The sequence below is a fragment of the Nonomuraea purpurea genome (assembly GCF_042650645.1).
Taxonomy (GTDB): domain Bacteria; phylum Actinomycetota; class Actinomycetes; order Streptosporangiales; family Streptosporangiaceae; genus Nonomuraea; species Nonomuraea purpurea.
In genome coordinates, this window is sequence record NZ_JBHSBI010000001.1 from 171,263 (window position 1) to 189,970 (window position 18,708).

Annotated in this window: 16 protein-coding genes; 4 read left to right on the forward strand and 12 right to left on the reverse strand. The window is 70.3% G+C overall.

Translation table 11 applies throughout. The annotated features are described in order from the left end of the window. Positions 1-47: 47 nt before the first annotated feature. The 3 genes from ACFOY2_RS00820 to ACFOY2_RS00830 form a co-directional block, all read right to left on the reverse strand. A complete protein-coding gene (locus ACFOY2_RS00820) occupies positions 48-1,052 on the reverse strand; it encodes an acetamidase/formamidase family protein (protein ID WP_379525922.1) in 1,005 nt (334 codons plus the stop codon). After that, complete coding sequence (locus ACFOY2_RS00825) at positions 1,049-2,416, reverse strand: APC family permease (RefSeq protein ID WP_379525923.1); 1,368 nt, start codon at positions 2,414-2,416, stop codon at positions 1,049-1,051. The genes ACFOY2_RS00820 and ACFOY2_RS00825 overlap by 4 nt, the downstream gene beginning before the upstream one ends. Before the next feature lie 133 nt (positions 2,417-2,549). Then, positions 2,550-3,827 (reverse strand): Glu/Leu/Phe/Val family dehydrogenase, encoded by a 1,278-nt coding sequence (locus ACFOY2_RS00830; RefSeq protein WP_379525924.1) that lies wholly within the window; start codon positions 3,825-3,827, stop codon positions 2,550-2,552. Between the two features lie 213 nt (positions 3,828-4,040). On the opposite strand from ACFOY2_RS00830, the gene ACFOY2_RS00835 reads away from it, so the two are divergent. Continuing rightward, a complete protein-coding gene (locus ACFOY2_RS00835; protein WP_379525925.1) occupies positions 4,041-5,588 on the forward strand; it encodes an alkaline phosphatase D family protein in 1,548 nt (515 codons plus the stop codon). A gap of 5 nt (positions 5,589-5,593) precedes the next feature. Continuing rightward, positions 5,594-5,932, forward strand: a complete 339-nt coding sequence (locus tag ACFOY2_RS00840; protein WP_379525926.1) for a hypothetical protein — start codon at positions 5,594-5,596, stop codon at positions 5,930-5,932. On the opposite strand, the gene rocD is transcribed toward ACFOY2_RS00840, so the two are convergent. From rocD to ACFOY2_RS00855, 3 genes are all read right to left on the reverse strand, one after another. Further along, entirely contained in the window at positions 5,918-7,132 is a 1,215-nt protein-coding gene (gene rocD / locus ACFOY2_RS00845) for an ornithine--oxo-acid transaminase (RefSeq protein ID WP_379525927.1), read from the reverse strand. The genes ACFOY2_RS00840 and rocD overlap by 15 nt on opposite strands. Positions 7,133-7,134: 2 nt before the next feature. Then, positions 7,135-7,932, reverse strand: coding sequence for a dimethylargininase (gene ddaH / locus ACFOY2_RS00850; RefSeq protein ID WP_379525928.1), 798 nt, complete (start codon positions 7,930-7,932; stop codon positions 7,135-7,137). 124 nt (positions 7,933-8,056) lie between these two features. Further along, positions 8,057-8,542 (reverse strand): Lrp/AsnC family transcriptional regulator, encoded by a 486-nt coding sequence (locus tag ACFOY2_RS00855; protein WP_357811341.1) that lies wholly within the window; start codon positions 8,540-8,542, stop codon positions 8,057-8,059. A gap of 89 nt (positions 8,543-8,631) precedes the next feature. Between ACFOY2_RS00855 and ACFOY2_RS00860 the strand changes: the two genes are divergently transcribed. After that, positions 8,632-10,971 carry a GH1 family beta-glucosidase gene (locus ACFOY2_RS00860; protein WP_379525929.1) on the forward strand — a complete coding sequence of 780 codons (2,340 nt, stop codon included), beginning with the start codon at positions 8,632-8,634 and terminating at the stop codon, positions 10,969-10,971. Here ACFOY2_RS00860 and ACFOY2_RS00865 read toward each other — a convergent pair whose 3' ends face one another. Further along, the gene (locus ACFOY2_RS00865; RefSeq protein ID WP_379525930.1) at positions 10,972-12,144 is read right to left on the reverse strand and encodes a hypothetical protein; all 1,173 of its coding nucleotides are present in this window, start codon (positions 12,142-12,144) and stop codon (positions 10,972-10,974) included. 64 nt (positions 12,145-12,208) lie between these two features. On the opposite strand from ACFOY2_RS00865, the gene ACFOY2_RS00870 reads away from it, so the two are divergent. Beyond that, positions 12,209-13,156, forward strand: a complete 948-nt coding sequence (locus ACFOY2_RS00870; protein WP_379525931.1) for an isopenicillin N synthase family dioxygenase — start codon at positions 12,209-12,211, stop codon at positions 13,154-13,156. Between the two features lie 19 nt (positions 13,157-13,175). Here ACFOY2_RS00870 and ACFOY2_RS00875 read toward each other — a convergent pair whose 3' ends face one another. The 5 genes from ACFOY2_RS00875 to ACFOY2_RS00895 all read right to left on the reverse strand — a co-directional run bounded on the left by ACFOY2_RS00875 (position 13,176) and on the right by ACFOY2_RS00895 (position 18,654). Continuing rightward, on the reverse strand, positions 13,176-14,567 hold the full coding sequence (locus ACFOY2_RS00875) for a glycoside hydrolase family 16 protein (RefSeq protein WP_379525932.1): 1,392 nt from the start codon (positions 14,565-14,567) through the stop codon (positions 13,176-13,178). A gap of 116 nt (positions 14,568-14,683) precedes the next feature. Next, positions 14,684-15,403: a hypothetical protein gene (locus ACFOY2_RS00880; RefSeq protein WP_379525933.1), complete on the reverse strand. Its 720-nt coding sequence runs from the start codon at positions 15,401-15,403 to the stop codon at positions 14,684-14,686. Further along, the gene (locus ACFOY2_RS00885; protein WP_379525934.1) at positions 15,403-16,242 is read right to left on the reverse strand and encodes a hypothetical protein; all 840 of its coding nucleotides are present in this window, start codon (positions 16,240-16,242) and stop codon (positions 15,403-15,405) included. Before ACFOY2_RS00885 ends, ACFOY2_RS00880 begins: the two co-directional genes overlap by 1 nt. Before the next feature lie 154 nt (positions 16,243-16,396). Beyond that, positions 16,397-17,116 (reverse strand): DUF5941 domain-containing protein, encoded by a 720-nt coding sequence (locus tag ACFOY2_RS00890; protein WP_379525935.1) that lies wholly within the window; start codon positions 17,114-17,116, stop codon positions 16,397-16,399. Continuing rightward, positions 17,113-18,654 carry a CDP-alcohol phosphatidyltransferase family protein gene (locus ACFOY2_RS00895; protein ID WP_379525936.1) on the reverse strand — a complete coding sequence of 514 codons (1,542 nt, stop codon included), beginning with the start codon at positions 18,652-18,654 and terminating at the stop codon, positions 17,113-17,115. Before ACFOY2_RS00895 ends, ACFOY2_RS00890 begins: the two co-directional genes overlap by 4 nt. Positions 18,655-18,708: the final 54 nt, after the last annotated feature.

The following is an 18,708-nucleotide window of genomic DNA, read 5'->3' on the forward strand; positions in this document are numbered from 1 at the left end:
ATAGAACGAAGATGATCAGTGTCCTGACCTGCGACATCCGTGTTTGCTCAACTTGTGTAGCGGGAACCCATCGCGCGCAGCCGGGTGTGCGCCGACTCGTACACTTCGGTCCGCCCCAGGTACGTCTTCGGGATCTTGGCGACCATTGTGTAGTTGGTGTCGCACACGTTCCCGACCGGCGCCTGCCCGGCCTGGCTGACGAGCTGGTAGGCGTCCAGGGTGTCGAGCCCGGTCAGCCCCGACGTCCAGGTGACCAGGTCGTGCTGGCTGATCCGGTACGCATCCTCCAGCGGCCTGGCCGACCCCGTCGACATCAGGTGCAGGTCGTCCTCCAGCCGAGGCCACGGCGTCGCCACGCCCTTGATCAGCTCCACGGCGACCACGGTGTTCATGGCCGACTCCACGGCGGTGCCGCAGACCTCGCCGTGGCCCTGCCGCCCGTGCCCGTCGCCGATCGAGAACATCCCGCCTTCGACGTTGACGCCCAGGTAGACGGTGACGCCGGCGCGCAGCTCCGGGGTGTCCATGTTGCCGCCGTGCGCGTCGGGCGTGATGCTCATGCGGGCCTCGTTCGCGCCGGGGGCGACGCCGACCGTGCCGTGCATGGGGTCGAGCGGCAGGGCCACGCTGAAGTCGCTGTTACGGGCGTGGTAGACGGCCACGCCCCGGTCCAGGTCGATGTCGTAGCGCCAGACCCGCTCCTCCAGCGGCGGCTGCAGCGTGGCCGTGGTGCCGGTGCTGGTCAGCGCGCCGAAGTGGGGGAACGTCGTGGACACTGCCCAGTCCCTGGCCGGCGTGATCTTGACGAAGTGCAGGGCCAGCGTGTCGCCGGGTTCGGCGCCCTCGACGTGGAAGGGGCCCGTCACGGGGTTGAGGTAGGGGAACTCGCACACCCGCGACGGCAGGTCGTCCACGCTCCTGACCCGGCCGCCGAAGCAGTCCTCGGTGTACAACTCCATGATCGTGCCGGGCCGCACCTTGCCCACGGGCGGACGCCCGCCGAAGGTGTAGCTCAGCTCCTCGGGCGTGGGACGGTAGGAGACGACGTTCACTTGACCTCCGTGGGAAGTACGGGCTTGCGGCCGAACAGGTACGAGCCGCCGAGCAGGAGCAGGCCGACGAGCAGCCAGAGACCGCCGACCCACTGGGCGGCGACGTTCTGGTTCACCACGACGGCCACCAGCACGGCGAAGCCGATCACGGGCGCCACCAGGTGCGCCCACCAGTTGGTGCTGCGCCGCCGGACGACGTAGTGGACGACCACGGCGACGTGCAGCAGCAGGAACGCCGTCATGGCCCCGAAGTTCACCAGCGAGGCCAGCTCGCCGACGCCGTTCGCCCTGCCGCTCATGAAGACGCCGAGGATCAGCGAGACGGCCGCCACGGCCAGGGTCGCGTTCACGGGAACCTTGTGCCTGGGGTCGACCTTGGCCAGGAACGAGGGGAGCTGCCGGTCTCGGGCCATCGCGAACAGCAGCCGCGAGGTGGCCGCCTGCGCGACCAGCGAGTTGGCGAACCCCCAGGCGACGGCGGTGGCCACGGCGGTCAGCACCGACAGCCAGTGCCCGCCGGCGAACTCGGCGGTGGCGTAGAAGGCGTTGCCGCTCGGGTCGCCGCCCGCGATGAGTTCGTCGCGGCCCGGCGTGAGCAGCGCGGCGACCCACGTCTGCACGACGAACAGCACCGCGGCCAGCCCGAGCGCGGCCAGCATCGAGCGGCCGAGCCTGCGGGCGTCCTCGCGGTTCTCCTCGGCCAGCGTGGAGATGCCGTCGAAGCCGAGGAAGGACAGCACGGCCACCGACGCCGCCGCGAACACCACACTCCAGGTGAACCCGGAGGAGTCGAAGATCGGGGTGAGCGCGCCGGTCTGCGCCTTGCCCTGGGCCAGCGCGACGGCGCCGACGACCAGGAAGACGGCCAGGACGGCCAGCTCGGCCACCAGCATGATCCTGGTGATCCTGGCCGTCATCTGGATGCCCAGGTAGTTGACGACGGTGTTGAGCGCGACGAACGCGATCAGCCAGGCCCAGACGGGGATCGCGGGCACGAACGAGTTCATCGCCACGCCGGCCACCAGGTAGAGCAGCGACGGCACCAGGATGTAGTCGAGCAGGATCGACCATCCCGCCATGAACCCGACGGGGGCGCCGATGCCTCGGCCGGCGTAGGTGTAGACCGAGCCGGCCATGGGGAAGGCGCGGGCCATCTGCGCGTACGACAGCGCGGTGAACGCCATCGCGACCAGGCCGACGACGTACGCGAGCGCGACCATCCCGTGAGAGACGCTGAAAACATTGCCGAAGATGCCGAACGGTGCGATCGGCACCATGAAGATCAAGCCATAGATCATCAGATCGGCGAAGCCTAAGGAACGCTGGAGCTCCTGGCGGTAACCGAACTGCTCGATTGTGCTCATGCACGGCTCCTAGCTGCGTGGGGGGCGATTCGCAGATTAGAGCCAAAGCATTCGAGTGAAAAGGTTTCACTCCTGGGATGAGCACAAACCCGAGCGACTTGGGCCCGCCCTCAGTGAGGACGGGCCCAACCTGTCACGGGAACAGGCCGCGCGTCTGGTGCGCCTCGGCCACCCGGCCCACGCCGATGACGTGGGCCGCCTGCCTGAGCGTGAGCTCGCGCTCGGCGGCCACCGCCTTCACCGTGGCGAACGCCTCCAGCATGAGGTCGCGCAGCTTGTGCTCGACCTCGCCGCCGCTCCACGACCAGGCCTGCATGTTCTGCACCCACTCCAGGTACGACACGATCACCCCGCCGGCGTTGGCGAGGATGTCGGGCAGCACCGTGGTGCCGTTCGCGGCCAGGATCTCGTCGGCCTGCGGCGTGGTGGGCCCGTTGGCGCCCTCCACGACCAGGCGGGCGCGGACCCGGGGCGCGTTGGCCTCGGTGATCGCGCCCTCCAGCGCCGCCGGCACCAGGACGTCCACGTCGAGTTCGAACAGCTCGTCGTGAGCCAGCGCGTCGGCCTGCGGGAAGCCGCGCACGCCGCCCGACTCGGCGACCCAGTCGCGCAGGGCCCGGATGTCGAGGCCGCCCGCGGCGTGGACGGCGCCGGTGACGTCGGAGACGGCCACCACCTCGCAGCCGGCCTCGGCCAGGTAGAGCGCGGCCGGCGCGCCCACCTTGCCGAACCCCTGCACGGCCACGGTGACGCCCTCGGGCGAGCGGCCGAGCGCGGCGAGCGTGGCGATCTGCACCCCTCGCGAGGTCGCGCCGGCGCGGCCGAGCGAGCCGCCCAGCGTCATGGGCTTGCCGGTGACCACGCCGGGCACCGGGTAGCCGGCGCTGACGCTGTAGGTGTCCATGATCCAGGCCATGGTCTGCTCGTCGGTGCCGACGTCGGGCGCCGGGATGTCCTTCTCCGGGCCGATCAGCGGCAGGATCTCATTGACGTAGCGGCGGGTGAGCCGCTCGAGCTCGCGGGCGGTCAGCCCGCTCGGGTCCACGGCCACGCCGCCCTTGGCGCCGCCGTACGGGATGCCCACCACCGCGCACTTCCAGGTCATCCACATGGCGAGGGCGGTGACCTCGTGGATGTCGGTGCCGGGATGAAAACGCAGCCCGCCCTTGGCGGGCCCGCGCGAGACGTTGTGCTGGACGCGGAAGCCCTGGACGACCTCCATGCGCCCGTCCTCGCGGCGCACCGGGACCGAGACGGTCAGCGAACGGCGGGGCGTGGCCAGCATCGTGCGGAGCCCGTCGTCGAGCCCGAGATGGTCGGCCGCCTGGTTGAACTGGTGGAGTGCGGAGTCGAGGGCCTGCCGGCCCGGGGCGATCAGCGCCGGCGTCGTTGACGGCACCATGATGCTCATGGAGATTCCTCCTGTATGACGCCCAATTTGTGGGGAAAGCGCCGTTGCCTTCCACATATGAGCGTTGTTGTCGCGATCATCCTAGGGTGGGGAGTTTGACCTTGCCTAGCAGTTGGAAAAAATCCAAACCGGTGATCGAGATGCTGTGGACCGTGCCACTCTGGCAGGCTTGCGGGCGAGAGTGTGCAGAAACCGTTGAAACCAGGGGGTCGAATGCCCGCACTCGTGGTGGGGCCGATGCTGCGTTACGTCGACTCCGTCAGCGCCTCGATCTGGGTGGAGACCGCCGAACCCTGCACGGTCACCATCGAGGCGGACGGCAGGGCTTACCGGTCGCCTACCTTCACCGTGCACGGTCACCACTACGCGATCGTGGATCTCGTTGAGTTGTCCCAGGATATCGCCTCGTACTCGGTGAAGCTCGACGGGGACCAGGTCTGGCCCCTGGCGGGTCGCCCGCCGAGCCGCATCAGGCTCCTGCCGCCCGACGGGCCACGCAATGTGACGTTCGGATCGTGCCGCACCAGCGTGCCGCACGACGCCGCGCACGTCCTGACACACGGCGACGACGTCCTGCGCTCCTTCGGCGCCCACCTGCCCCAGGCCGGCGACGAGGAGTGGCCCGACCTGCTGCTCCTCCTCGGCGACCAGGTCTACGCCGACAACCCCGCGCCAGAGATGCTCGACTACATCCGCTCCCGCAGGAGCACCGAGCCGCAGGGCGAGATCGCCGACTTCGAGGAGTACGCCGAGCTCTACCGCCAGGCCTGGACCGACCCCGAGATCCAGTGGCTGTTCTCCACCGTGCCGACCGCCATGATCTTCGACGACCACGACGTGCGCGACGACTGGAACACCTCCCAGCCCTGGCGCGAGCAGATGGCCGGGACACCGTGGTGGCCCCACCGGGTGGTCGCGGGGCTGGGGGCGTACTGGATCTATCAGCACCTCGGCAACCTGTCCCCGGCCGAGCGCGCCGACGACCCGCTGCTGCGCACCCTCATGAACGGCGACGGCGGCGCCGCGCTCGACGCCTTCGCCGAGAAGGCCGACGCCGAACCGAGCAGCAACCGCTGGAGCTACTCCCGCGACTACGGCGGCACCCGCCTCATCATGATCGACACGCGGTGCGCCAGGCAGCTCACACCCGGCCAGCGCCGCATGCTCGACCCGGGGGAGTGGGCCTGGCTCGAACAGCAGGTCGACGCCCCCGCCGACCGGCTGATCATCGGCTCTTCGATCCCGTTCCTGTTGCCCGAGGGCGTCCACGGCGTCCAGAACTGGAACGAGGCCCTGGCCGACGGCAAATGGGGCCGCCTGGTGCGGCGCTGGTCCGAGAAGCTCCGCCAGGCCATCGACCTGGAGCACTGGGCGGCCTTCCGCCGCTCCTTCGACGACCTGGGGCGCTTGCTGATCGGGCTCGGCAAGCCGGTGCTGATCCTGTCCGGCGACGTCCACTACTCCTACCTGGCCAGGGCCAAACCCGCGCCGGTCTACCAGATCGTCTGCTCGCCGATCCGCAACCCGCTCAGCCGCCTGCTGCGCTGGGCCAACGTGTTCACCCAGTTCGGGCTGGCCACACTGGTCGGCAGCCTGCTGGCGCGGCTGGCGGGCCTGCCGCGCCCACCGTTCAGATGGCGCGTCACCGACGGGCCCTGGTTCCAGAACGCGGTGGCCACGCTGACTCTGCCCGACAAGGTGACCTGGTATGAGTCCGCCGGCGGCGAGGTCCGGCCGATCGGCTCCGTCCGTCTACGCTGACGCGCATGCACCATGACACCTATGCGGTGGCCGTCCCCTTCTACGACCTGTGGCACCTGGACGGCCACGTTCCCGCCGTGCGTGAGCAGCTTGCGCCGGGCGAGGCCGTCACCTCGCGCTTCGTCTACCGGGTCAGGCAGGGCGAGGTGCTGATCAGCGAGGACGAGGCGCCCGACGGCATGCAGGTGTGGCGCCTGCCGAAGAACTGGCCACTTGGTGGGGCAAGAGTGCGCACGTCACGGCGGCCCGGCCCCGTGAACCGCAGGAGCGTTTCCCTGGACAGGGCCCAGCCACGTGCGGTGGGTGGGCCCTCCCGGGCAGGCCGTGAATTATTGGTTGTGTAGTTCGTAAAGGGCATCGGCGAGCTGGCCGATCGCCCAGATCAGGTCGTCCTCGGAGACGACGATGGGTGGGGCGAGGCGGATCGTGGACCCATGCGTGTCCTTGACCAGCACGCTGCGCGCCAACAGCGCCTTCGACACCTCCCGTCCCGTGGCGAGTTCCGGGTCGATGTCCACGCCCGCCCACAGCCCGCGCCCGCGCACCTCGACGATCCCCTTGCCGACGAGCTCGCGCAGCCGCGTGTGCAGCACCTCGCCCAGCTTGGCCGCCCTGGCCTGGAACTCGCCCGTGCTCAGCATCTCGATGACCGCGTTGCCGACCGCGCACGCCAGCGGGTTCCCGCCGAACGTCGAGCCGTGCTGTCCCGGCTGGATGACCCCGAGCACGTCGCGGTTCGCGGCGATGGCCGAGACCGGCACGACGCCGCCGCCCAGCGCCTTGCCCAGGACGTAGACGTCGGGCACGACCCCCTCGTGGTCGCAGGCGAACGTGTGCCCCGTGCGCCCCAGCCCCGACTGGATCTCGTCGGCGATCATCAGCAGGCCCCGGGCCGAGCAGAGCGCCCGCACCTCGCTCAGGTAGCCGTCCTCCGGCACCAGCACGCCCGCCTCGCCCTGGATCGGCTCCACCAGCACCGCGACCGTGTTGGCGTCGACCGCCGCCTTGATCGCCTCGATCGAGCCATAGCGCACGATGCGGAAGCCCGGCGTGTAAGGGCCGAAGTCCTCGCGCGCCTCCGGATCGGTGGAGAAGCTGATGATCGTGGTGGTGCGGCCGTGGAAGTTGCCGTCCATGACGATGATGTTGGCCTGGTCCGGCTCCACGCCCTTGACCTGGTAGCCCCACTTGCGGGCCACCTTGATGGCGGTTTCGACGGCCTCGGCGCCGGTGTTCATGGGCAGGATCATGTCCTTGCCCGTCAGGTCGCCCAGCCCGGCGCAGAACTGCGCGAACTGGTCGTGGTAGAACGCCCGGCTGGTCAGGGTCAGCCGTTGGAGCTGCTCCTGCGCGGCCTCGATGATCTTCGGGTGGCCGTGGCCGAAGTTGAGCGAGGAGTAGCCGGCGAGGCAGTCGAGATAGCGCTTGCCCTCCACGTCCGTGACCCACGCGCCGTGCGCCTCGTGGATCACCACCGGCAGCGGATGGTAGTTGTGCGCGCTGCGGCGCTCGCTCACTTCGATCAGCTCTGCACTGGTAGCCATGATCACTTGTCCCCCCTGATCTCCAGCGTGCAGCACTTGGGGCCCCCGCCTGCCTTGCGCAGTTCCGACAGGTCGACCGGGATCACCTCGTACCCACGTCGCTTGAGCTCCAACTGCAGCCCCCACGCCTCGGCGTTGATGATCACGTTCGTGCCGTCGCTGACCGCGTTGAGCCCGAGCACCTCGGCGTCCTCGGCGCTCGCGAGCACCGCCTCGGGGAACATCCGGCGCAGCACGGCCTGGCTGCCCTCCGAGAAGGCCTGCGGGTAGTAGGCGACGTTGCGGCCGTCGAGCGGGAACAGCGCCGTGTCGAGGTGGTAGAAGCGCGGGTCGATTAGCTTCAGCGAGATCACCGGAAGGCCCAGGTACTCCTGCGCCTCCTGGTGCGCCACCACGTCGGTGCGGAAGCCCGTGCCGGCGAGGATGACGTCGTCGAGGGTGAGGAAGTCGCCCTCGCCCTCGTTGACGTGCCGCGGCTGCCGCGTGGGATAGCCGCGCTCGGTGAACCACCGCAGGTAGGCGGGGCCCTCCGGGCCGCGCTCGGTGTAGGCGAAGCGCGCGCCGTAGACGCGCCCGTCCACGACCAGCGCGCCGTTGGCGGCGAAGACCATGTCCGGCAGGCCCTCGATCGGGTCGATCAGGCTGACCTCGTGGCCGAGCTCCTCGTACGCCGCCTTCAGCCCTTCCCACTGCCGGACCGCCACATCGCGGTCGGCGCCGGTCTCAGGGTGCATCCACGGGTTGATGGCGTATTCGACCGTGAAGTACTCCGGACGGCACATCAGGAAGTGTTTGGGCATGCAGCGCTCCATCCTCGTTTACCTGGGGAAATCCCGTTGTGGGGGGACGAGGACAGCCTAAGAATCCATGTTCATACCGGCCAAGCGGTCGGCATTGCGTGTCCGCGCGGATCTGTTGCGACTATCAGCCGGGAAGTTGCGATCCGTTGCGCGGATCGGGAACAGCCGCTCCAGGAGGTGTGTCGACCAGCCTCGACAGCACGATCGAGCTCTTCGTCCGCACCACGAACGACATCGCCGCGATGCGCTCGATCACCCGCTCCACATGCCGGACGTCCGTGGCCCTGATGTGCAGCAGCGCGTCCGCCTCGCCGGTGATCGTGGCCGCCGCCACGACCTCGGGGTACTTGGTCACGGCCAGCGCGATGTCCGACGGCTTGGTCTTGCCCTGGCAGAACAGCTCCACGTACGCCTCGGTCGTCCAGCCGAGCGCCTGGGGCGCCACCCGCGCGCTGAACCCGGTGATCGCCCCGCTGTCGCGCAACCGATCGACGCGCCGCTTGACCGCCGACGCGCTCAACCCCACCGCGTGCCCGATGTCCGCGTAGGTCTGGCGGGCGTCTTCGACGAGCGCCGCGATGATGTCACGATCGAGCCGATCCAGTTCCACGCGCCCTGTATACATCCTGGCCAGGCTGGCGCGCGACGAGCGGCGCGCGGGAGACTTGGCAGCGACAGCCATCGAAGGGTCCCACCAGAATGAGCGCAACAAGCTTCCCCGAGGGTTTCGTCTGGGGAGTTTCTACTTCGGCTTTTCAAATAGAGGGGGGCACATCCGCGGGCGGCCGCGGCCCGTCCATTTGGGACGTCTTTTCCGCCGACCGGGCCGAGGCCTGCGACCATTATCACCGCTATCCCGAAGACGTGCGGTTGATGAAAGACCTGGGAATGGCCGCATACCGGTTCTCCGTGAGCTGGGCGCGGGTGTTCCCCGACGGGTCGGGCAAGGCCAATCAGGCCGGTCTCGACTTCTACGACAGGCTGCTCGACGAGGTGCTCGGCGCGGGCATCACGCCTTACGCCACGCTTTATCACTGGGATCTGCCGCAGTCATTGGAGGACGCCGGCGGCTGGCCCTCCCGCGACACCGCCCGCCATTTCGCCGACTACGCCGCCGCGGTCGGGGAAAGGCTCGGCGACCGGGTCGGCACCTGGTTCACGCTGAACGAGCCGTGGGTGTCGGCCTTTCTCGGCTACGGCTCCGGCATTCACGCGCCGGGCCGGAAATCGGCCGCCGACGCGTTCACGGCCGCACACCATTTGATGCTCGCGCACGGCCTCGCGGCGCAGGCGCTCGGCGACGCCAAGGTCGGCGTCGTGCTGAACATCTCACCCGTCATGACGCCAGGCCAGGTCGCCGACCCTTCCAGGCCCCTGTCGGAGGAGGACGCCGACGCGGTGGCCAGGATCGACGCCCTGGCCAACCGGCAGTTCCTCGACCCGATGCTGCGCGGCGCCTACCCCGCCGACCTGCTCCCGGTCATCGAGCGCGCCGCCGGGCTCGACCACATTCGCGACGGCGACCTCGAGGTCATCGCCCGGCCCATCGACCTGCTCGGCGTCAACTACTACACCCCGCTCGTCGTCCAGGCCCAGCCCAGCGAGCCCGCCGACCCGGCCTTCCCCGGCAGCGAGGGCGTGTTGTTCTGCACGGTTCCCACGGCGGTCACCGCGATGGGCTGGCCCATCGTGCCCGGCTGCCTGTCGCGCGTGCTCCAGCACCTGGCCACCGAGTACCCCGGCACCGACCTGATGGTCACCGAGAACGGCGCCGACTTCGTCGACGTGGTGACCGGCGAGGGCATCCACGACGTCGAGCGCATCAGCTTCATCGAGGAGCACCTGCGCGCCCTGCGCTCGGCGATCGAGGCGGGCGCCCCCGTGCGCGGCTACTTCGTCTGGACGCTGCTCGACAACCTCGAATGGGCCGACGGCTACCGGCGCAAGTTCGGGCTCGTGCACGTCGACTTCGCCACCCAGCGGCGCCGGCTCAAGGACAGCGCCCTGTGGTACCGCGACGTCGTCCGCCGCAACGGCCTCACCGACACCCGCCCCAAACGCCCCACCCTGGAGACCGTGGCCGCCCGCGCCCGCGTCTCCAGGGCCACGGTCTCGCGCGTCGTCAACGGCGAGGCGTCGGTGAGCTCCGAGGTGCGCACGGCGGTGCTGCGGGCGGTCAAAGAGCTCGGGTACGTCCCCAACGCCGCCGCCCGCAGCCTCGTCACCCGGCGGACCAACGCCGTCGCCCTGGTCGTGTCCGTCCCCCGTCAGGGCGGCGAGGCGCTGACGGCCGCCGTCGTCCAGTACGTCACCAGCCTGCTGGAGGGGGCCGGCAAGCAGATCACGCTCATGCTCGCCGACACGGCCGAGAGCCGGCGGCGCATCGTCCAGCACGTGGAGGCCCGCCTCTGCGACGGGGTCGTGCTGCTGCCGCCCGACCGGGCCGACACCCTGGCCGAGCGGCTGTCCCGAACCGGGGTGCCGGTCGTGCTGCTCGGCAAGCAGGCGATCGCCTCGCTGGTGCCGTACGTGGACGTGGACAACGCCGGCGGCGCCGCGGCCGCCACCCAGCACCTCATCGAGCGCGGGCGCCGCCGCATCGGCATGATCTGCGGCCCCATGGACCTGGTCGCCGTCCAGGACCGCCTGGCCGGACACCGGGAGGCTCTGCGGCGCGCCGGCCGGCAGCCGCTGCTCGCCCTCGCCGACCTCACCCGTCCGTCGGGGGCGGCGGCCATGCGGCAGCTCCTCGGCGACGAACCCGCCCTGGACGCCGTCTTCGCCGCCACCGACCAGCTCGCCATCGGCGCGCTGCAGGCGGCCAGGGAGTGCGGGCGGCGGGTGCCGGAGGACCTGGCGGTCGTCGGCTTCGACGACATCGACGCCGCCTCGGCCACCACGCCCGCCCTCACCACGGTCCGCGTCCCGGTGGCCGATCAGGCGCTGGCGCTGGCCCGGTTGCTGCTGTCCCGTCTGGAGGGTCGCCACACCACCCCGGTCGTCCTCCCGACCCGCCTGGTCATCCGCGAGTCCACCTGATCAGGAGCGGGTGCGGCGGCGCAGGACGATGCGTTCGGCCCAGCTCGCCGCCTCCGGGTCCCTGAGCCCTTCGACGACGCCTCCGAGGTAGGCGGTGGCCAGGCTGTCGAATCCGCTGTCGAGCCGCCGCAGCCGGCTGGCCCGGCGGCGGTCCACCGCCTGAAGGTATTGGGCGATGCTCTCGGCGTATCCGGCGTCCTGCTGGTAGGCGGCCTGGGCGTCGGCGCAGGTGCGGGCCTCGGCGTCGCGTTTGGCGCGCAGCTCCCTGAGGCGGCGGTCGTTCGGGTTGTGCATCCGGCGCCCCAGGTCGGCCGCGATGAGGGCGGTGGCGATCAGCAGGGCCAGGAGCAGGATCATCGTGGGGAGCTGGTTGACGCCCTCGGAGGTGGGGCCGATGTTCTGGCCGTCCACGACCAGCGGCTTGACCAGGGCGTCCCGGCGCAGGACGGCCACGGCGACGATGAGGCCCAGCCAGACGAGCGCCACCCCGGTCAGCAGCCACCGCCCTTGGGCCGAGCTGCCGTGCTCCTGCCAGGCGCGGAACGCCCGGCCGTACATGTGGGGCGCGACCAGCATGATCAGCGCGGCGCCCGCGGCGAGCAGCGCCGTCATCGCGACGCTGTCGCCCCAGCTCAGGATGACCTGGTAGAGGATGGGCACCTCGACGATCAGCAGGAGCAGCAGGAGCAGCGCGCCGGGGAGCCAGCGGCGTACGGCCGGCCAGCGGCTGCCCGAGATGGCGATCGAGCTGGGCCGGCCGTCGCCGGCCCGCCTGCTGGGCTGCTCCAGCTCCGTGACGCGGCGCCGGCTGTCGTCGAGCGCCTCGCGCGCCTGCCCGAACGCGCGCTGCGACTGCGCCAGCCGGATCTTCTGCGATTCGAGCTCGGCGCGGGCCCGCTGGATCTCCTGTTCGGTGCGTTCGTCGTGATGGCACAGCTCTTCGACGCGTTCGTCCTCCAGCTCGTTGAAGCGTGGCACGCTGCCGGTCTGCAGCGTCAGCGTGTCGATCTGGCCGTCGGTGGCGTGCGCGCGGCCGAGCTCGCGTTCCTCGCGACGGCGCTGCGCCCAGTCCGGCAGGTGGTAGAGGTCTCCGTCGTACGCGACGGCGGGCGCGATGCGGGTGACCTGACCTGGCTCGTCGGGCTCGTCCTGCTTCCTGCGGATGAAGCGCATCCGGGCCTCCCCAGAGGGTCCTGCCTTCGATGCTAAGTCGCGATTACGGGGGAACAATGGTGCGATGAGCGAATTGCCGGTGATTGATGTCGCGCCGCTTCTCACCGACACCACGGGCTCCGGCAAGCGCGCGGTCGCCGACGCGATCGGGGCGGCCTGCCGGGACAGCGGATTTTTCTACATTTCGGGCCACGGGGTGCCGCCGGAGCTCATCGCCCGCCTCGACGCGGCCGGCAGACGGTTCTTCGCGCTGCCCGAGGCGGTGAAGGACGAGATCTCGATGGACAAGGGCGGACGCGCCTGGCGCGGCTTCTTCCCCGTCGGAGGCGAGCTGACCTCGGGCCGTCCCGATCTGAAGGAGGGCCTCTATTTCGGCGCGGAGGAGCCGCCTGGCCCGCTCCCGCTGCACGGCCCGAACCTGTTCCCCGCCCAGGTCCCCGAGCTGCGCGGGGCCGTGCTCGAATACCTGGACACGATGACCGGGCTCGCCCAGGGCGTCATGTCGGGCATCGCGCTGAGCCTCGGGCTGGACGAGAACTACTTCCGCACCGGGTACACCGCCGACCCGACCATCCTGTTCCGGATATTTCACTATCCGCCCGCTCCGCCGGACGACCCCGCCACCTGGGGCGTCGGCGAGCACACCGACTACGGCCTGCTCACCCTCCTCCTGCAGGACGCCAACGGCGGCCTGCAGGTACGCACCGCGCGCGGCTGGATCGTGGCCCCGCCGCTGCCGGACACGTTCGTGTGCAACATCGGCGACATGCTCGACAAGCTCACCACCGGCCACTACCGCTCGACCCCGCACCGGGTGCGCAACCGCAGCGGCAACGAGCGCCTGAGCTTCCCGTTCTTCTTCGATCCCGGCTGGGACGACGAGGTGCCGCCGCTGCCGTACGCGGCGGGCCACCGCTGGGACGGCCAGGTCGACTTCACCGGCACCTACGGCGCGTACCTGCTGTCGAAGGTCTCCAAGGTGTTCCCCCGCCTCTTCGAGTCGACGCTGTGAGGAGGCGGGGGAGCCGCGCTCAGGTGGTCGAGAAGGTGAACCAGTTGACGTTCACGAAGCTAGCCGGCTGACCGCTGCTGAAGGTCAGGTAGACGGTGTGCGTTCCCGTCACGCCCGAGATGTTGGCCGGGATCGTCCGCCAGCTCTGCCACCCGCCCGTGTTGGCGAGCGCGAAGTCGCCGATCGGCGTGGCCGTCGGGCTGTCGAGGCGCACCTGCACCAGCCCGCTGACCCCGGCCGCCGCGCCGGAGGCCACCCTGGCCTTGAACTGGTGGGCCGCCTCGGAGCCGAAGTTCACCCCGTCGAAGCGGAGCCAGTCGCCGTTGGAGATCGCGCCGACGTTCTGGCCGCCGCCGGAGTCGGTGGTGGTCTCGACGATGGTGCCCGACTGGGCCTGGTAGCGCTCGGCCTGGATCGTGGAGCGGGCGTCCACACCCCCGGGCGGATTGGTCGGCGTGGGCCCGGTCGAGCCGCTCTGCCACACCGCCACGTAGTCCACCATCATGGGACGGCCCGGCACGGTGTCGGGCGTGGGCGTCGAGCCGCCGAGCGCGTTCGGGAACGCCCCGCCCATCGCCACGTTCAGCAGCAGGAAGTAGCCGGCGTGGCCGGTCATGTTGTTCCAGGTCGTGGCGTCGAACTGGGACTGGTTGACGCTGTGGAACTGCTGGCCGTCCACGTACCACCGCAGTTGGTTGGGGCTCACGCTGCGGTCCCACTCGAAGCGGTAGGTGTGGTAGGCCGCCTGGCAGGTCGAGCCGGGGCAGGCGCGGTTGGCGGCCAGGCCGGTGGTCTCCTGGCACGGCCCGCCCGGGCTGACGCCGCAGTGGAGCACGCCCCAGACGGAGTTGATGCCGTTGACGTTCTCCATGATGTCGAACTCGCCGATGCCCGGCCAGTTCCAGTAGTTCCCCCGGTACGGAGCTCCGAGCGCCCAGAAGGCCGGCCAGTAGCCGAGGGCGGCGTTGCCTGTCACGTTCGGCATCTGGATGCGGCCCTCGATGCGCAGGACGCGTCCTTCCGCGGGCTTGAAGTCGGCCCGCCTGGTCTCGATGCGGGCCGAGGTCCACTCGCCTGAGCCGCTGCGCAGCGGCGTGATGCGCAGGTTGCCCGAGCCGTCGAGGCTCAGGTTGGAGGTGCTGGAGGTGTAGTTCTGGATCTCGCCGGTGCCCCAGTTGGCCGGTCCTCCCGGGTACGAGTGGCCGGTGTCGATGATCCAGTTGGAGGAGGAGGGCAGGGTGTTGGCCGGGCCGTCGAAGTCGTCCGACCAGACGAGGGACCAGCCGGACGGGGTGGGCGGGACGGCCGCCGAGGCGCTGACGGCCGCCTTGACCAGCAGGCCGGTGAGCGCGGCGAGCACCACCGCCACCGCGGTCAGGCGGCGCCGGCGCCGGATTGTCGCTGTCATCATGGCTCCATGGGGGGTGCTGGAGGGCGTTGAGAGAGCGCTCTCTCAGCGCGATGTGAACACGGTCTTTACCTGATGTCAACATGCCGGGGTTAGGGGTGGAGCGTGTTCTCGGACCGTCAGAGCAGGTCCACCGAGGACGCGCCCGCCGCCTCGAACGCCTCCCGCCAGAACCCCTCGAGCAGCGGGAACCGATCCGGGCTCGACATCTTCTTGCGCAGGAAACCATGGACGACCACCGCGTACCCGGTCAGGTCGGGCAGCAGCCGCGCGTCCCGCAACTGCTGGATCTTCCGCTTGCGCGCGCCCTCGCTCAGGTCCAGCTTGTCGATGTTCAGGTCGCCCCGGTTGTTGATCAGGTCGCTGAACACCATGAGCTGATGCGCCTTGTCCGGCTGCCGCCGCGCATCGACCTGCTTGACCACGTAACGGAGGGCGCCCAGCACGTCCGACCCCTGGCCCTCGGTGGGGCAGTCGAACAACTTCAGCGCCCTGGGCAGCACCTCGGTGATGCGGTGCGCCCTGACGCGGTCCTCGACGACGGGGTTGTCGTTGGGGTTCTCGGCCTGCGTGGCGGCGATGGGCACGGGGTCCTGGCGGCAGGTGCTGCTCTCCGAGTTCCCGGTGACCGCCGCGAACGCGACCCAGTCGCACTGCTGGGCGAAGGCGGGGAGCTTGGAGGAGACGTCGTTCCTGGAGGTGGCGGGGTCGGCGTAGCTGGTGGAGTCGACGATGACGCCGCAGACGCTCTTCGCCTCCGTACCGCACGCGGTCACCCCCGCCCCGACCAGACACAGCACCCCTAACACCGCCGCTGTTCGAGGTCCCGTCGTCATCATCAGCCGTCCTCCCGGGTCTCTCGCCCGCCCGGGGGCGCGTCAGCGACATCGCCGCGATCGGTGGGCTCAGGGGTCGAAGGCGGGGACGGAGGAAGCTGGCGGGGCCCGGCGGGCACCTCCCGGGGCATGACCTCGGCGTGCCACACCTCGATGCGGTCCTCGACCTCGCGCAGGATCCGTGCGATCTCCTCCCGCCCCGAGATCGCCGTGGCCGTCTCCTCCGTGGCCTCCATCGCGACGACCTCGCCCTTCCACAGCGGCGGGATCTCCTCCTTGCGCGGATGGACCTCAAGCACCCCGCCCTTGTAGGCGGCGATGTGCTGTTCGGCCCTGGCGTGCACGGCCTCCACCTCGTGGTCGCGCTCCAGCAGCGCGCTCTCCCACTCCTGGGTGAGATGCTCGATCCGGGCCCTGGCCCGCTGCACGCCGGCGTTGGCCTCCTCGACCAGGGCCCTGCGCCGCGCCTCGGCCCGCCGCACCCTGGCCTCCGCGATCGAGATGAACGGGTCCTGTTCGTCGCTCTCGTCCTCGGTCAGGGCGTGCCCGTTGACCGGCGGTTCCGGCCGGGTGCCGATACGGCCGAGCTCCCGCAGGATCACCTCGCGTTCGCCCAGAGCCCGCTCCAGCAACACGGCACGCGTGGCCGCCAGTCGCCGATCGACCTCCGTGATCCGCTCCCGCGCCCTGGCCCGGATCTCGGTCACGAACGCGGGCTGGAAATCCGGATCCGTGAACTCTCCCAGAGGGTGCCGGCGCGCGTCCCGCATCCCCTGCTGACGCGCCTGTTCGCGCTCGGTCAGCGGGTCGTCCCGCCTGAACAGCCGCGACAAGAACGCCATCCGCGTCTCCTGGCTCCAGCCGGACCGGCATTCGGCCCCGATGTCATTGAGCCCAGACTAATCCGCCATTTCCCGGAATGGCGGGCCCCCGAAAACGTGGCGGCGCCGCAGAGCGAAGTCCTGCGGCGCCGCGAACGAAAACGGGAGCGGAGAATCAGCCCTTCTCGGCCTCGCCGGTGGCCTGCTCCATGGCGTCTTCCGGCGACGCCTCCAGGTCCTGCTCGGCGTCGGCCCCCGCCTGAGCGGAGGCCTTGTCGAGGCGGACCCAGCTCGTCACGCTCTCCACCGCGAACAGCACGAACAGGTACGCGGTCAGCACCGCCAGCACCGGCGTCAGCACGCCGAGGGCGGCGCCCCCGCCGATGATCAGCAGGCGCAGCTCCCAGCCGAGCCCCGCGTGGAACACCCAGGCGGGCGGCCAGATGCTCTGCCGGGTGCGGTAGACGGTGTCGTAGGTGTGGTAGCCCACGACGTACACCAGCACGAACAGCAGCCACTTCGGCGCCTCGGCCGCCAGGCCGATCGCGATCATGGTGAAGAACTCGGCACCGCGCAGCAGCGGCGGAGTGAGCCAGTCGAAGCGGCCCAGGTGGTCGCGCGGCGCGGTGGGCAGCACGAGCACCAGGACGATCAGCACGGGCACGAGCAGGATCGGGCCGGGCTGGAGGAGGCCGGCGACGGTGAGGGCGATGACGGCCAGGAGGGCGACGAGCGTGGCGGGCACGGGCGGCAGGCCCTTGCCGAGCTTGCCGGCCAGCACGTTGGCGAGCGGTCCGTCATCACGGTAGGCGAGCAGGCGGGCGGTCTGGATGCGGCGGCGTTCCTCGTCGGGGTCCGGCGTGGGGGCGGCCATGGCCTGCGGTTGGGTGATCATACGAGCGACCTCATGAGGCGTCCGGTGAGGGTGTAGGCGGCGGCGACGGAGCCCCAGATCACCAGCGTCAGGAAGGTGATCCGGGCGTCGAAGAGGGCGGCGGTGATCGCGATGGCCGCGAACCGCTCGCCGATGGGGAACACGATCATCTTGCGCGCCCAGTGGACGGCGCGGAACTTGCCGGCCTTGGTCCACATCTTGAGCACGCCCCTCAGACCCTGGCTGCGCTCCTCTTTGCGGCGCACGAGCGCCTGGCGCAGGTCACGGTCGTCGGGGGAGTCCAGCGGCACCGTGGGCAGCTTGGACGGGGGCTTGCGGCGGCGGTTGGCCGCGCCGAAGGAGAAGTCGAGCAGGTGACGCACCGACTGCAGGCCGATGGCGGCCAGCGCCAGGATCCAGATGTCGTCGCCGTTGCCGGAGACCACCCAGCCGACGGCCAGGCCGGCGAAGACGACGTACTCCTTGAACCGGTCGAACGTCGCGTCCAGCCAGGCCCCCAGGACGCCGAACTTGCGGGCGTAGCGGGCGACCTGTCCGTCGACGCAGTCGAAGACGAACGCGAAGTAGATCAGCACGCCGCCGAGCACCATCCACGGGCGGTCGCCCGTGGCGAAACAGGCGGCGGCGGCCACGCCCAGAACGATCGAGATGAGCGTCACCTGGTTGGGCGTCAGCCCCCGCCTGGCCGCCCAGCGGGCGATGAAGCGGGAGTAGGTGGAGACGAAGTAGGTGGTGAAGAAGCCGTCGGCGCCCTTGACCGCGTTGTTGAGCCTGGCGCGGTCTTCGTTGATGGCCGCCATCTCGGGCCCGGCCTCGTTGACCTCTTCCTGGGTGGTGACCCGGCGGTAGAACAGGTCGCGGCGGCCCCTGATGCCGACCGACACGCCGTTGCGCACCAGGCCGAACACGATGAGCTGCACCAGGTCGTCGTCGGCGCCGAAGGTGTGGGCCATGGCGGCCAGCTCACGGCAGGTCTCGGCGAGGACGGGCGCGTTGCGCGTGCTCACGTGGAGCGGGCCGAGCAGCACGGCGTTGGGCCTGGTCACACCGTGGGTGGCGGTGCCCACCGACACTACGCGCGACTTGCCGACGCGGGCCCTGACGAGCAGCCCCTCGACGGTTTCGCGGCCGATCTCGGGGTCGGCCTCGTCGATCGGGACGCTCTCCTCCGGGCCGGTGTCCTCAGGGGTGTTGTCCTCCTGCGCCTCCTCAGTCGTCCCGAAGCGTGCCTCCTTGGCGACGAGCGCCAGCGCACCGCGCTTGGACTTGGTGATCTGGTAGATCAGCTCGTCGTGGACGACCGAGTTTTCGGGGATGATGAACAGGCTCTCCGTTGCGGAATCTGCGACGTCGGCCAGGTCGCGCAGCATGGCGGCCACGTCACCTGACTGGACCGTGGCGAACTGCGGATCGACAGAGGCGAGCTGGCTGCGCAGCCGCTCGGCCACGGTGGGATTGCCGGGCAGCGCGGCCAGCCTCAGGCCGGTCGGAGAGGTGTCGGGGCCGGGCGAGGCGCCCAGCAGGACCACGCGGGTCATGACTCCCTTTCGAGGCGGTAGCGGGGGGTTGAACAACGGGTGATGCGGGGACAG

Bases quoted from the DNA above. Each gene is read 5' to 3' on its own strand.
- ACFOY2_RS00825 (WP_379525923.1), bottom strand. From the start codon at position 2,416: ATGAGCACAATCGAGCAGTTCGGTTACCGCCAGGAGCTCCAGCGTTCC.
- ACFOY2_RS00830 (WP_379525924.1), bottom strand. From the start codon at position 3,827: ATGAGCATCATGGTGCCGTCAACGACGCCGGCGCTGATCGCCCCGGGC.
- ACFOY2_RS00835 (WP_379525925.1), top strand. From the start codon at position 4,041: ATGCCCGCACTCGTGGTGGGGCCGATGCTGCGTTACGTCGACTCCGTC.
- ACFOY2_RS00840 (WP_379525926.1), top strand. From the start codon at position 5,594: ATGCACCATGACACCTATGCGGTGGCCGTCCCCTTCTACGACCTGTGG.
- rocD (WP_379525927.1), bottom strand. From the start codon at position 7,132: ATGGCTACCAGTGCAGAGCTGATCGAAGTGAGCGAGCGCCGCAGCGCG.
- ddaH (WP_379525928.1), bottom strand. From the start codon at position 7,932: ATGCCCAAACACTTCCTGATGTGCCGTCCGGAGTACTTCACGGTCGAA.
- ACFOY2_RS00860 (WP_379525929.1), top strand. From the start codon at position 8,632: ATGAGCGCAACAAGCTTCCCCGAGGGTTTCGTCTGGGGAGTTTCTACT.
- ACFOY2_RS00865 (WP_379525930.1), bottom strand. From the start codon at position 12,144: ATGCGCTTCATCCGCAGGAAGCAGGACGAGCCCGACGAGCCAGGTCAG.
- ACFOY2_RS00870 (WP_379525931.1), top strand. From the start codon at position 12,209: ATGAGCGAATTGCCGGTGATTGATGTCGCGCCGCTTCTCACCGACACC.
- ACFOY2_RS00875 (WP_379525932.1), bottom strand. From the start codon at position 14,567: ATGATGACAGCGACAATCCGGCGCCGGCGCCGCCTGACCGCGGTGGCG.
- ACFOY2_RS00880 (WP_379525933.1), bottom strand. From the start codon at position 15,403: ATGATGACGACGGGACCTCGAACAGCGGCGGTGTTAGGGGTGCTGTGT.
- ACFOY2_RS00885 (WP_379525934.1), bottom strand. From the start codon at position 16,242: ATGGCGTTCTTGTCGCGGCTGTTCAGGCGGGACGACCCGCTGACCGAG.
- ACFOY2_RS00890 (WP_379525935.1), bottom strand. From the start codon at position 17,116: ATGATCACCCAACCGCAGGCCATGGCCGCCCCCACGCCGGACCCCGAC.
- ACFOY2_RS00895 (WP_379525936.1), bottom strand. From the start codon at position 18,654: ATGACCCGCGTGGTCCTGCTGGGCGCCTCGCCCGGCCCCGACACCTCT.